Below are 12815 nucleotides of genomic sequence, written 5' to 3' on the forward strand. Positions count from 1 at the left end.
CATGAAAACCGCCACCGCCCAAGCCGCCGCTTCCACCCCCAACGGCCCGCTCGACTGGCGGCTCGTGCTGCGCTGGCTGAAGGAGGACGGCGTGATCAGCGAGGATGAGGCGCGCCGCACCGAGGCGCGCATCTCGTCGGCGCACAGCGCGCAGCACCCCTTGCAGCGCCTGGCGGTGGTGGGCATGGCGCGCGCGGCCGACGGCCACGTGCTCGACGCCGAAACCCTCACGCAGTGGCTCGCTCAGCGCTGTGGGCTCACCTACCTGCGCATCGACCCGCTGAAGGTGGAGGTGGGCAAGGTGGCCGACGTGATGAGCGCGGCCTACGCCGAGCGCCACAAGGTGCTGCCCGTGCAGGTGGGGCCGGCCGAGGTGGTGGTGGCCACGGCGGAGCCCTTCCTCACCGACTGGGTGGGTGAAGTCGAGCGCCAGACGCGCAAGACCGTGCGCCTGGTGCTGGCCAGCCCGGCGGAGATCACGCGCTACACGGCCGAGTTCTTCGCGCTCGCCAAGTCGGTGCGCGCGGCCACCAAGAGCGGTGGCAGCGCAGGCTTCCAGAGCTTCGAGCAACTGGTGGAGCTGGGCAAGGGCAACAAGCAGATCGACGCCAACGACCAGGGCGTTGTGCAGGTGGTGGACTGGCTGTGGCAGTACGCCTTCGACCAGCGCGCGAGCGACATCCACCTGGAGCCGCGCCGCGAGCAGGGCGTGATCCGCTTCCGCATCGACGGCGTGCTGCACCCGGTGTACCAGTTGCCGCTGGGTGTGATGAACGCGATGACGGCGCGCATCAAGCTGCTGGGCCGCATGGACGTGGTGGAGCGCCGCCGCCCGCAGGACGGGCGCATCAAGACGCTCAAGCCCGGCGTAGGCGGGGCCAAGGGCGACGAGGTGGAGATGCGCCTGTCGACCCTGCCCACGGCCTTTGGCGAGAAGCTGGTGATGCGCATCTTCGACCCCGAGTCGACGGTGAAGGACCTGGCCGCGCTGGGCTTCGGCCCGCACGACGCGGCGCGCTGGGAGGGCCTCACGCGCCGCCCGCACGGCATCGTGCTGGTGACGGGCCCCACGGGTTCGGGCAAGACGACAACGCTGTACGCCACGCTCAAGCGCCTGGCCACGGAAGAGGTGAACGTGAGCACGGTGGAGGACCCGATCGAGATGATCGAGCCGGCCTTCAACCAGACGCAGGTGCAGCCGCACCTGGATCTGGACTTCGCGCAGGGCCTGCGCGCGCTGATGCGGCAGGACCCGGACATCATCATGGTGGGCGAGATCCGCGACCTGGCGACGGCGGAGATGGCGGTGCAGGCGGCGTTGACGGGCCACCTGGTGTTTTCCACGCTGCACACGAACGACGCGCCGTCGGCGGTGATGCGGCTGATGGAGCTGGGCATTCCGCCGTACCTGATCAACGCGACGGTGCTGGGCGTGCTGGCGCAGCGCCTGGTGCGCACGCTGTGCGTGGCGTGCAAGACGCGGGTGGACAAGGACGAAGCGGCCGAGGCGCGCGAGCAGCTGGCGGAGCTGGTGAAGCCGTGGCAGATAACCGGCGGCTACCGGCCGTATCAGCCGGTGGGTTGCATCGACTGCCGCATGACCGGGTTTCGGGGGCGCATGGGCTTGTACGAGTTGCTCACGGTCACCGAGGCGTTCAAGAACCAGGTCATCCGTGAGCCTCGGCTGGAGACGATGCGGGCGCAGGCGGTTTCGGACGGCATGCGACCGCTGCGGCTGGCGGGGGCGGCGCGGGTGGCGGAAGGTCTCACCACGCTGGATGAGGTGCTGGCGACGACACCGCCAGTGCAATAGCTTTTCTTTCTCCGGAGAGGCGGGTTTTTCTCCGGCTGCTCCGGTCGGCTGCTCCGGTCGGTGCTCCGGTCATCGGCGCTCGGGTGTCCGGCTCCGCGACTGTCCCCCGGAGTGGATCGCTGGCGCGATCCACTCCTCCTCCTTTATGTCGCTGCGCCGGACACCCGATCACCGACGACCTCGTTGGCACTCGTCTGTTGGCGTGCCGCCGTGCCTGTTGCTCGCGGACGCTGGGTGCCCTGCGTAGCGAAATAAAGGAGGAGGACGGCGCAGCCGTCCGGGGGACATTCGCGGAACAAGGCACCCAGTGGCCGCGAGCTTCGCGAGGTGCAACGAGCGAAACGCCACAAGACCCCAATAGCCCACGACAAAAGGGGCTCATGTGACGCCACAGATAATCAAAGGCTCATGTCGCGCGACACCCACCCCCACCTCGCCTCCGGCCTCACCCTCGCCATCCTCGGCTCCATCGCCTTCAGCGGCAAGGCCATCATCGTCAAGCTGGCGTATCGCTACGGGGTCGATGCGGTCACGCTCATCATGTACCGCATGCTGTTCGCGCTGCCGCTGTTCCTGGCGCTCACCTGGTGGTCCACCCACCGCCCCGGCCTCGAGAAAAAACCCGAACCCCTCACGCGGCGCGACTGGCTTGGCGTGCTGGGCCTCGGCGTCACCGGTTACTACCTCGCCAGCTTCCTCGACTTCTGGGGCCTGGAGTACATCACCGCCAGCCTCGAGCGCCTCATCCTCTACCTCAACCCCACCCTTGTGCTGCTGCTCGGCTGGCTGCTGTACCGGCGCCGCATCAGCGCGCTGCAGGCCGTGGCCATGGCCGTGAGCTACGGCGGTGTGCTGCTGGTCTTCGGGCACGAGCTCGGCGAACAAGGCCCCAACGCCGCCCTCGGCGCCTTCCTCGTCTTCGCCAGCGCCATCAGCTACGCCATCTACCTTGTCTACAGCGGCGAGCTCGTCAAGCGCCTGGGCTCCACGCGCCTGGTGGGCCTGGCCACCACCGTGGCCTGCGTGTTGTGCATCGCGCAGTTCGGGCTGCTGCGCCCGCTGTCGGCCGCCGCCGTGGCGCCCGAGGTGATCTGGCTGTCGCTGCTCAACGCCACGCTGTGCACCTTCGCGCCGGTGCTCATGGTCATGATGGCCATCGAGCGCATCGGCCCCGGGCTGGCCGCGCAGACGGGGATGATCGGCCCCATGTCGACCATCCTCATGGGCGTGTTCATCCTGGGTGAGCCGTTCAACGGCTGGATCATCGTGGGCACGGTGCTCGTGCTCTCGGGCGTGTTTCTGGTGACGCGCTTCGGCGCGGGCAAGGCCGCGGCCCCCACCGTCAAAACTGGAGATTGAAGAACATGGATCTGGGCATCAAAGGCAAATGGGCGCTGGTGGGCGGCGCCAGCAAGGGCCTGGGGCTGGGCTGCGCGCAGGCGCTGGCGGCCGAGGGCGTGAACGTGGTGATGGTGGCGCGCGGTGCCGAGGCGCTGCAGGCCGCGGCGCAGGCCATCGTCGCCGCGCACCCGGGCGTGCAGGCACTGCCGGTGGCGGCCGACATCACCACCCCCGAGGGCCGCGCGGCCGTCTTCGCCGCACCCGGCGGCCCCGGCAAGGCCTTCGACATCGTGGTCACCAACGCGGGCGGCCCGCCGCCGGGCGACTTTCGCCAGTGGGACCGCGACACCTGGATCGCCGCGCTGGACGCCAACATGCTCGCGCCCATCGAGCTCATCAAGGCGACGGTGGACGGCATGGCCGAACGCGGCTTCGGGCGCATCGTCAACATCACCTCGGGCGCGGTGAAGGCGCCGCTGCAGGTGCTGGGCCTGTCCAACGGCGCGCGCACCGGGCTCACGGGCTTCGTGGCCGGCCTGGCGCGCAGCGAGATCGCCGCGCGCGGCGTGACCATCAACAACCTGCTGCCCGGCGCGTTCGAGACGGACCGCCTGCGCACCACGTTGGGCGGTCTGGCGCAGAAGCAGGGCAAGTCGTACGAGGCCATCGCCGACGGCCGCCGCCAGAACGTGCCGGCCAAGCGCTTCGGCGACGCGGCCGAGTTCGGCGCGATCTGCGCCTTCCTGTGCAGCGCGCAGGCGGGCTACATCACGGGCCAGAACGTGCTGGCCGACGGCGGCGCCTACCCGGGCACGTTCTGAGCGGGCCCATGGCGCGCGGGCGGTCGCGCCCGCGCCGCTGGTGTGCACCGGCGCGGCGCAATTCATGCACCAGCACCGGGCAAAGTCGCGCCGCTTTGGTGAATACGGGGTGAGGCGCTCAATTCGGCGGGCAGGCCGTCGATAGGCCGGGCAGACAGATCCGATCGCGGCAAGCGCCGCGCTCGGGTGTTGGCCCCGACCCGACCGAACGCTACCCATGACCTCCTTCATCCAGAACCTGCGCCTGGCCCGCAAGCTCGTGCTGCTCGGCGCCATCGCCGCGCTGCTGGTCGCCGTGCCGCTCACGGCCTACGTGCGCAACGCGCTGGCCGACCTGACCACCATCGCCACCGAACGCGCCGGGCTGGCGCCCTCGCACGCCTTGCTGGAGGTGGTGCGACTGGCGCAGATCCACCGAGGCATGACGGCCACCGTGCTGGGCGGCAAGGCCGACGTGGAGCCGCAGCGCCAGGCGCGCGCGGCGGAGCTGCAGAAGGCGGTGCAGGTTGTCGATGCGCTGGTGGCCAGTGGCATCGACGATGCGCGCATCCGCGCCGACTGGCAGCGCGGCAGCCAGCAATGGCAGGCGCTGTCGCAGGCCATCGGCGCGCGCGGCGTCACGGCCGCGGAGAGTTTCGCGCGTCACACCGAGATGATCGCCGGCTTCATCGAACTCAATGACCGCGTGGCCGACCACTTCGGCCTGACCGCCGACCCGGAGAAGGCCACCTACTTCCTCATCATCGGCACGCTGCAGCAGATGCCGCGCCTGACCGAAATGCTGGGCCAGGCCCGTGCGCGCGGCTCGGCGCTGCTGGTGCGCATGACCGCCTCGCCCGAGGAGCGCGCCGAAGTGGCCAGCCTGGCCGAGCGGGCCCGCGTGGGCACGCGCGAGCTGGGCATCAGTATGGAGAAGTCCTTCGAGCAAGACGCTGCCATCAAGGCCCGCCTGGAGGAGCCGCTGAAGCAGTCGCGCGCCACCTTCGAAGGCGCGACCCAGCTCGCTCGCGAGCAGATCGTGCAGGCGCAGGTGCTGCAGTACGCACCGGCCGACTACTTCAAGGCCACGACGCAGGCCATCGACGGCATGTACGCGCTGAGCGACACAGCCGCCAAGGAGCTGGATGCGGCGCTGGGCCAGCGATACGCGGCGCGCCGCACGGAGATCGCCGTGGTGCTGGGCGCCATCGGCGCGTTGCTGGTGTCAGGCCTCGCATTGGCGTTGCTGATCGGGCGCTCCATCATCCGGCCGGCCGAACTGGCGCGCGAGGTGGCGGTGCGGGTGGCGTCCGGCGACCTGAGCCAAGCCGTGCCGAAAGGCGGACGCGACGAGATGGGCCAGCTGCTCACGGCCATGGCGCGCATGCAGGACTCGCTGACCCAGGTGGTGGGCAGCGTGCGCGGCAACGCCGAGGGCGTGGCCGCGGCCAGTTCTCAGATCGCGCAGGGCAACAACGACCTCTCCGCGCGCACGGAGCAGCAGGCCTCGGCGCTGCAGGAGACCGCCGCCTCGATGGAGGAGCTGAGTTCCACCGTGAAACTCAACGCCGACAACGCGCAACAGGCCAACCAGCTCGCCATCAGCGCGTCCACGGTGGCCACGCAGGGCGGCGACGCGGTGGCGCGTGTGGTCGACACGATGAAGGACATCAATGACAGCTCGCGCCGCATCGCCGACATCATCAGCGTGATCGACGGCATCGCCTTCCAGACCAACATCCTGGCGCTTAACGCCGCGGTGGAAGCGGCGCGCGCGGGCGAACAGGGCCGCGGCTTCGCCGTGGTGGCGGGCGAGGTGCGCAACCTCGCGCAGCGCAGCGCGGGGGCGGCGCGCGAGATCAAGGAGCTGATCCAGCAGAGCGTGGAGCGCGTGGAGCAGGGATCGGCGCTGGTTGACCAGGCAGGCAACACGATGGGCGAGGTGGTGGCCAGCATCCGCCGCGTGACGGACATCGCGGGCGAGATCAGCGCGGCCAGTCGCGAGCAAAGCGAGGGCGTGTCGCAGGTGGGCGAGGCCGTCACCCAGATGGACCAGGCCACGCAGCAGAACGCCGCGCTGGTGGAAGAGAGTGCCGCCGCCTCGCAGAGCCTGAAGCAGCAGGCCGCGCAACTGGTCGATGCGGTGGCGGCCTTCCGCCTACGTTGAGGCCTTGCCGCGCGAGGAAATCAGGATGCCGCCGACGATGAGCGCGAAGCCCGCGAAGTGGTGCCAGCGCGGCGCCTCGCCCAGCATCGCGGCCGACAGCAGGGCCGCGAACAGCGGCGTGAGGTTGGTGAAGAAGCTCGCCACGGCCGGCCCCACGCGGGCCACGCCAGCGCCCCAGCACCGGTAAGCCAGCACGGAGGGGAAGATGGCCACGTAGGCCAGGGCCGCCAGCAGGGGCCAGCCCCAGTCGATGTGCAGATCGGCCGCCGGCAGATAGACCCATTCGGCCGCCGCCAGCGCGCCCGACCACACCAGACCCAGCGCCACCTGCGCCATGAGGAAGGCGGCCCAGTCGCCCTTGATCTCGGGCGGGTCGCCGCCCTCGGGCGGGCGCACCAGCAGCCAGCTGTACCAGGACCACACCAGCGTGGCCAACAGGATCCAGCCGTCGCCCGGCACGAACTGCACGGCCAGCAGCCGCGCCAGGCTGCCGCCCGATAGCACCACGGCCACGCCGCCGAGCGAGAGCGCCGCGCCGAAGGCCGCGCGCCGCGGCACCGGTACGCCGTACAGCACACGCCCCACCAGCAGCATCCACACCGGCATGCTGGCGGCCACCAGGGTCACGTTCAGCGGGGTCGAGGTCCTGAGCGCGAGGTACTGCAGCGCGTTGTAGCTGCCCACGCCCAGCGCGCCCAGCAAGGCGAAGCGGCGCCAGTTCGGCCACAGGCGGCTGCCGCGGCGCAGCACCCAGGCCGCCAGGGGCAGCAGGATCAGCAGCGCCAGCACCCAGCGCAGGAAGTTGAGCGTGCTGGGCGGCACGGTCTGGTTCATCAGCCGCCCCACCACCGCGTTGCCCGCCCAGAACAGCGGCGGCAGCACGAGCAGGGCAATGGTGGACGGGCTCAGCCGGCCCGGGGGTGCAGCGGACATGGGGCGCGACTGTAGCAAGCGCGGGAAGACCTGCCGCGGCGCGGGGGTGCACCGCGTCCCCGCTGGAGGGGGGCGCGAATCGTGGCAGCATCGGCCCCATTTGGCACAACACACAGGAGACCCCCATGAGCACCAGCAGCCGCGCCGTTCGCATCCACGCCAACGGCGGCCCCGAGCAACTCGTGATCGACACCGTGGAGGTGGGCGAGCCCGGCCCGGGCCAGGTGCGCATCCGCCACCACGCGATCGGCCTGAACTTCATCGACGTCTACCAGCGCACGGGGCTCTACCCCTTCCCCATGCCCCTGTCGCTGGGCATGGAGGGCGCGGGCGTGATCGACGCCGTGGGCGAGGGCGTGACGCACCTGAAAGCGGGCGACCGCGCGGCCTATGCGGCCAACCCGCCGGGCAGCTACAGCGACGTGCGCGTGATGCCGGCGATGAACGTCTGCAAGCTGCCCGATGCGATCGACTTCGAGACCGGCGCGGCCATGATGCTGAAGGGCTTGACGGCGCAGTACCTGCTCAAGCGCTGCAAGCCGGTGGAGGGTCTGGCGGCGGGTGACTTCGTGCTCTTTCACGCGGCGGCCGGTGGTGTCGGCCTGATCGCCTGCCAGTGGGCCAAGGCGCTGGGCCTGCGCCTGATCGCCACGGCGGGTTCGGCCGAGAAGTGCCAGCTCGCACTCGATCACGGCGCCGAGCACGCGATCAACTACCGCACCGAGGACTTCGCCGCGCGGGTGAAGGCCATCACCGGCGGGCAGGGCGTGAAGGTGGTGTACGACTCGGTGGGCAAGGACACCTGGGACAAGTCGCTGGACTGCCTGCAGCCCTTCGGTCTGATGCTGAGCTTCGGCAACGCCTCGGGGCCGGTGCCGCCGTTCGCGCCGGGCATCCTGGCGGGCAAGGGTTCGATCTACGTGACGCGCCAGACGCTGTTCTCGCACATCAACAACCGCGAACGCACGCAGCAGATGGCGGACGATCTGTTCGAGGTGGTGGTGAGCGGCAAGGTGAAGATCCGCATCGACCAGCGCTTCGCGCTGACGGACTTGAGGAAGGCGCACGAGAGCCTGGAAGCCCGCGCGACGACGGGCTGCACGGTGCTCTTGCCCTGAGCGTTCTCAGGCCGCCCGGGCTTCCTGCAAAGGCGCGACGCGCTGCAGGGCGGTTTCCAGCCTGGCCACCGTGGCCGGCACGTCGTGCCACTTGTCCAGGCCGAACAAGCCAATGCGGAAGGTCTTGAAGTCCGGGCCTTCGTCACACTGCAGCGGCACGCCGGCGGCGGTCTGCAGGCCCAGCGCCAGGAAGGCCTTGCTGGATTGCACCTCGGCGTCGGTGGTGTGGCTCACGACCACGCCCGGCGCCTTGAAGCCATCGGCGGCGACGCTGGCGAAGCCGTGCCGTTCCACGAGTTCGCGCACGGCCTGGCCGAGCGCGATCTGTTCCTGGCGCACGCGCTCGAAGCCATAGGCCTCGGTTTCCAGCATGGTGGCGTGCAGGCGGGCCAGCGCATCGGTGGGCAAGGTGGCGTGGTACGCGTGGCCGCCGCCTTCATACGCCTCCATGATCTGCAGCCACTTCTTCAGGTCCATGGCGAAGGTGGTGCTCTGCGTGGCGTCGATGGCCGCGCGCGCGCGTTCGCTCAGCATCACCATGGCGCAGCAGGGCGAACTGCTCCAGCCCTTCTGAGGCGCGCTGATGAGGATGTCCACGCCGGTGGCCTTCATGTCCACCCACATCGCGCCCGAGGCGATGCAGTCCAGCACGAACAGGCCGCCCACGGCGTGCACCGCGTCGGCCACGGCCTTGAGGTAGTCGTCGGGCAGGATCATGCCGGCCGCCGTTTCCACGTGCGGCGCGAACACCAGCGCGGGCTTCTCGCGCGCGATGGTGGCCACCACCTCGTCGATGGGCGCGGGCGCCCAGGGCGACTGCGCGTTCTTGTGCACGGGGCGCGCCTTCATCGCGGTGTGGCTCGCCGGTATGGCGCCCATGTCGAAGATCTGCGTCCAGCGGTAGCTGAACCAGCCGTTTCGGATGACCAGCACGTGCTTGCCGTGCGCGAACTGGCGCGCCACCGATTCCATGCCGAAGGTGCCGCTGCCGGGCACCAGCACCGCCGAATGCGCGCCGTACACGCGCTTGAGCAGGGACGAGATGCCGGTCATCACGCCCTGGAAGCGCTTGGACATGTGGTTGAGCGCGCGGTCGGTGTAGACCACCGAGAACTCGTACAGGCCGTCGGGGTCGACGTCGGGCAGCAGGCCGGGCATGGGTGTCTCCTCGGATGATCGAATGAGCGGGCATTCTGTCATCGGCGGCGCCGGGCCGCGAGGGCCCGCGTCAATGGGCCTGCGCGGCGCGTGACTTCCGCACGCGCAGGATCTCGTCGAGGATCAGGCAGGCCGCGCCGATGGAGATGAAGGTGTCGGCCAGGTTGAAGGACGGGAAGTGCCCGCCCGGGAACAGGCCCCCGAGGAAGGACCAGTGGAAGTCCAGCCAGTCCACGACGTAGCCGTGCACCAGGCGATCCAGCACGTTGCCGATGGCGCCGCCCAGGATGCAGGCGAGCGCGAAGGCGAAGAGCTTTTGCCCCGGGTGGCTGCGCAGCATCCAGACGATGAACACGGAGGCGGCGATGCCGATGGCGGTGAAGAACCAGCGCTGCCAGCCGCTGGCGCCGGCCAGGAAGGAGAAGGCCGCGCCCTCGTTGTGCACACGCACCACGTTGAAGAAGGACGTGACGGTGACGCTGTCGCCCAGCGCGAAGCGCGCCAGGATGAGCCACTTGGTGATCTGGTCGAGCGCGAAGGCCAGCGCGGCCAGGCCCAGCCAGGGCGCGATGTCGCGCAGGCCCGCGCGTGCCATCAGGCCACCGTGCGGGTTTCGCCCGCGCCGAAGAGGTTGCTGGTGCAGCGGCCGCAGATCGTGGGGTGGGCGGGGTCGTGGCCCACGTCCTCGCGGTAGTGCCAGCAGCGTTCGCACTTGGGCGCGGTGGCGGGCGCCACTTGCACGGCCAGTTCCGGGCCGTCGACCACGCTCGCGGCCGAGGTGATGGTGACGAAGCGCAGGTCATCGCCGAGCGAGCGCAGCAGCGCGGCGTCGTCGGCCGGCGCGGTGATGGTGAGCAGGGCCTGCAGCGAGGAGCCGACCGCGCCCTGCGTGCGCAGGTTCTCGATTTCCTTGTTGGCCAGGTTGCGGATCTCGCCCAGGCGCGTCCACTTGGTCAGCAGGCCTTCATCGGCCGGCGGCAGGTCGGCCCAGGTCTCGAAGAAGATCGAGCCCTTGTTCGCCGCGCCCGCGAGCACGGGCCAGGCCTCCTCGGCCGTGAAGCTCATGAAGGGCGCCATCCAGCGCAGCATGGCTTGCGCGACGAGGTGCAGCGCGGTCTGCGCGCTGCGGCGCGCGTGGCTGTCGGGGGCACTGGTGTAGAGCCGGTCCTTGAGCACGTCGAGGTAGAAGGCGCCCAGGTCTTCGGAGCAGAACACCTGCAGCTTGGCCACCACGGGGTGGAACTCGTAGCGTTCGTAGTGGGCCAGCACCTCGGCCTGGAACTGCGCGGTGCGCGCCAGGGCCCAGCGGTCGATCTCGAGCAGTTCGTTCAGCGGCACGGCGTGCTTCGCGGCGTCGAAGTCGCTCAGGTTGGCGAGCAGGAAGCGCAGGGTGTTGCGGATGCGGCGGTAGGCGTCGACCACGCGCGCCAGGATCTTGTCGTCGCCCGCGATGTCGCCGGAGTAGTCGCTGGCGGCGACCCACAGGCGGATGATCTCGGCGCCGAGCTTCTTGTTGACCTCCTGCGGGTCGATGCCGTTGCCCAGCGACTTGCTCATCTTGCGGCCCTGGCTGTCCACGGTGAAGCCGTGCGTGAGCAGGCCGCGGTAGGGCGCGCGGTCGTTGAGCGCGCAGCCCAGCAGCAGCGAACTGTGGAACCAGCCGCGGTGCTGGTCGTGGCCTTCGAGGTACAGGTCGGCCTCGGGGCCTTGCGTGTGGAAGGCGCCATTGGGATAGGCCTTGGCGTGGCTGCCGCGCAGCACGTGCGAGAAGGTCGAGCCCGAGTCGAACCAGACCTCCAGGATGTCGCTGCTCTTGTCGTAGTGCGGCGCGTCCGCGGCGCCCAGGATCTCTTCGGCGGTGACGCGGCTCCAGGCCTCGATGCCGCCTTTCTCGACGATGTCGGCGGCCTGGTCGAGGATCTCCATGGTGCGCGGGTGCAGCTCGCCCGTGGCCTTGTGCAGGAAGAAGGGGATGGGCACGCCCCAGCTGCGCTGGCGCGAGATGCACCAGTCGGGCCGGTTGGCGATCATGTCGCGCAGGCGGGCGCGGCCGTTCTCGGGGTAGAAGCCGGTGTGGTCGATGGCTTCGAGCGCGGTCTGGCGCAGGGTCTTGGGCGCCTTGTCCTTGGTGAACACGCCCTCGCCCTCGTCCATGCGCACGAACCACTGCGCGGCGGCGCGGTAGATCACCGGCGTCTTGTGGCGCCAGCAGTGCGGGTAGCTGTGGCTGATGCCCACGGTGCTCATCAGCCGGCCCGCGGCCTTGAGCGCCGCGATGATGAGCGGCACGGCCTTCCAGATGTGCTGGCCGCCGAAGAGCGGGAAGTCGGCCGCGTAGACGCCATTGCCCTGCACGGGGTTGAGGATGTCCTCGACGGTGAAGCCGTTGTGGATGCAGGAGTTGAAGTCGTCCAGGCCGTAGGCGGGCGAGGAGTGCACGATGCCGGTGCCGTCGCTGTCGCTCACGTAGTCGGCCAGGAACACGGGCGACAGGCGCCGGTAGCCCTTGTCGGCGTCGTACAGCGGGTGGCGGAACTGCAGGCCGCCGAGTTGGTCGCCCGTGGCGGTGGCGATGACCGTGCCCTCGAGGCCGAAGCGCTCCAGGCATTTGTCGACCAGGGTCTCGGCCAGCACCAGACAGCCCTTCGGTGTGTCGACCAGGGCGTAGTTCAGTTCGGGGTGGGCGTTGAGCGCCTGGTTGGCGGGGATGGTCCAGGCGGTGGTGGTCCAGATGACGGCGAAGCCGCTCTTGCCGGCCGGCAGGGCGCTCAGGCCGAAAGCGGCGGCCAGCTTCGCCGCGTCATCGGTCTCGAAGGCCACGTCCAGCGTGTCGCTGTTCTTGTCGGCGTACTCGATCTCGAATTCGGCCAGCGAGCTGCCGCAGTCGAAGCACCAGTACACCGGCTTCAGCCCGCGGTAGACGAAGCCGCGCTCGATGACGCGCTTGAAGGCGCGGATCTCGCCGGCCTCGTTGGCCGGCGCCATGGTGAGGTAGGGGCGCTCCCAGTCGCCCAGCACGCCCAGGCGCTTGAAGTCTTCGCGCTGTTGGCCGATCTGCTCGGTGGCGTAGGCGCGGCTCTTGGCCTGCATCTCGTCGCGGCTGAGGTTGCGCCCGTGCTTTTTCTCGATCGCGTTCTCGATGGGCAGGCCGTGGCAGTCCCAGCCGGGGATGTACTGCGCGTCGAAGCCGGCGAGCTGGCGGCTCTTGACGATCATGTCCTTGAGCACCTTGTTGACGGCGTGGCCCATGTGGATCTGGCCATTGGCATAGGGCGGGCCGTCGTGCAGCACGAACAGCGGGGCGCCGCGGCGCGCGTCGCGCAGGCGCTGGTACAGGCCCTCGTCGTTCCACTGCTTCACCCAGCCCGGCTCGCGCTTGGGCAGGTCGCCGCGCATGGGGAATGGCGTGTCCAGCAGGTTGACGGGGTAGGCGTTCTTGGTCTCGGACATGGTGATTCGCGTGTTGGCTTCGACAAGCTCAGCCC

The 12815-nt window shown here is 69.8% G+C and carries 9 protein-coding genes; 5 read left to right on the top strand and 4 right to left on the bottom strand.

Annotation, left to right across the window (positions count from 1 at the left end; genetic code table 11):
• The first annotated feature begins 1 nt into the window (after position 1).
• From VLG41_RS19200 to VLG41_RS19215, 4 genes are all read left to right on the top strand, one after another.
• A complete protein-coding gene (locus VLG41_RS19200; RefSeq protein ID WP_325350993.1) occupies positions 2-1813 on the top strand; it encodes a GspE/PulE family protein in 1812 nt (603 codons plus the stop codon).
• A 408-nt stretch (positions 1814-2221) separates the two neighbouring features.
• Positions 2222-3172: a DMT family transporter gene (locus tag VLG41_RS19205; RefSeq protein ID WP_325350994.1), complete on the top strand. Its 951-nt coding sequence runs from the start codon at positions 2222-2224 to the stop codon at positions 3170-3172.
• 5 nt (positions 3173-3177) lie between these two features.
• Positions 3178-3975 carry an SDR family oxidoreductase gene (locus VLG41_RS19210; RefSeq protein ID WP_325350995.1) on the top strand — a complete coding sequence of 266 codons (798 nt, stop codon included), beginning with the start codon at positions 3178-3180 and terminating at the stop codon, positions 3973-3975.
• Between the two features lie 217 nt (positions 3976-4192).
• Positions 4193-6121 carry a methyl-accepting chemotaxis protein gene (locus tag VLG41_RS19215; protein ID WP_325350996.1) on the top strand — a complete coding sequence of 643 codons (1929 nt, stop codon included), beginning with the start codon at positions 4193-4195 and terminating at the stop codon, positions 6119-6121.
• On the opposite strand, the gene VLG41_RS19220 is transcribed toward VLG41_RS19215, so the two are convergent.
• Complete coding sequence (locus VLG41_RS19220; protein ID WP_325350997.1) at positions 6113-7054, bottom strand: DMT family transporter; 942 nt, start codon at positions 7052-7054, stop codon at positions 6113-6115. The two genes, VLG41_RS19215 and VLG41_RS19220, sit on opposite strands and share 9 nt — an antisense overlap.
• A gap of 125 nt (positions 7055-7179) precedes the next feature.
• Here VLG41_RS19220 and VLG41_RS19225 point away from each other — a divergent pair, with 125 nt between their 5' ends.
• Positions 7180-8172, top strand: coding sequence for a quinone oxidoreductase (locus tag VLG41_RS19225; RefSeq protein WP_325350998.1), 993 nt, complete (start codon positions 7180-7182; stop codon positions 8170-8172).
• A gap of 6 nt (positions 8173-8178) precedes the next feature.
• Here VLG41_RS19225 and VLG41_RS19230 read toward each other — a convergent pair whose 3' ends face one another.
• The 3 genes from VLG41_RS19230 to ileS all read right to left on the bottom strand — a co-directional run bounded on the left by VLG41_RS19230 (position 8179) and on the right by ileS (position 12780).
• Entirely contained in the window at positions 8179-9330 is a 1152-nt protein-coding gene (locus VLG41_RS19230) for an aminotransferase class V-fold PLP-dependent enzyme (RefSeq protein ID WP_325350999.1), read from the bottom strand.
• 70 nt (positions 9331-9400) lie between these two features.
• Positions 9401-9925, bottom strand: coding sequence for a signal peptidase II (lspA, locus tag VLG41_RS19235; protein ID WP_325351000.1), 525 nt, complete (start codon positions 9923-9925; stop codon positions 9401-9403).
• Entirely contained in the window at positions 9925-12780 is a 2856-nt protein-coding gene (ileS, locus tag VLG41_RS19240; protein ID WP_325351001.1) for an isoleucine--tRNA ligase, read from the bottom strand. Before ileS ends, lspA begins: the two co-directional genes overlap by 1 nt.
• Between the last annotated feature and the right edge of the window lie 35 nt (positions 12781-12815).

Source organism: Hydrogenophaga sp. (assembly GCF_035481345.1).
In the GTDB taxonomy this organism is placed as follows: Bacteria; Pseudomonadota; Gammaproteobacteria; order Burkholderiales; family Burkholderiaceae_C; genus Hydrogenophaga.

Bases quoted from the DNA above. Each gene is read 5' to 3' on its own strand.
- VLG41_RS19200 (WP_325350993.1), top strand. From the start codon at position 2: ATGAAAACCGCCACCGCCCAAGCCGCCGCTTCCACCCCCAACGGCCCG.
- VLG41_RS19205 (WP_325350994.1), top strand. From the start codon at position 2,222: ATGTCGCGCGACACCCACCCCCACCTCGCCTCCGGCCTCACCCTCGCC.
- VLG41_RS19210 (WP_325350995.1), top strand. From the start codon at position 3,178: ATGGATCTGGGCATCAAAGGCAAATGGGCGCTGGTGGGCGGCGCCAGC.
- VLG41_RS19215 (WP_325350996.1), top strand. From the start codon at position 4,193: ATGACCTCCTTCATCCAGAACCTGCGCCTGGCCCGCAAGCTCGTGCTG.
- VLG41_RS19220 (WP_325350997.1), bottom strand. From the start codon at position 7,054: ATGTCCGCTGCACCCCCGGGCCGGCTGAGCCCGTCCACCATTGCCCTG.
- VLG41_RS19225 (WP_325350998.1), top strand. From the start codon at position 7,180: ATGAGCACCAGCAGCCGCGCCGTTCGCATCCACGCCAACGGCGGCCCC.
- VLG41_RS19230 (WP_325350999.1), bottom strand. From the start codon at position 9,330: ATGCCCGGCCTGCTGCCCGACGTCGACCCCGACGGCCTGTACGAGTTC.
- lspA (WP_325351000.1), bottom strand. From the start codon at position 9,925: ATGGCACGCGCGGGCCTGCGCGACATCGCGCCCTGGCTGGGCCTGGCC.
- ileS (WP_325351001.1), bottom strand. From the start codon at position 12,780: ATGTCCGAGACCAAGAACGCCTACCCCGTCAACCTGCTGGACACGCCA.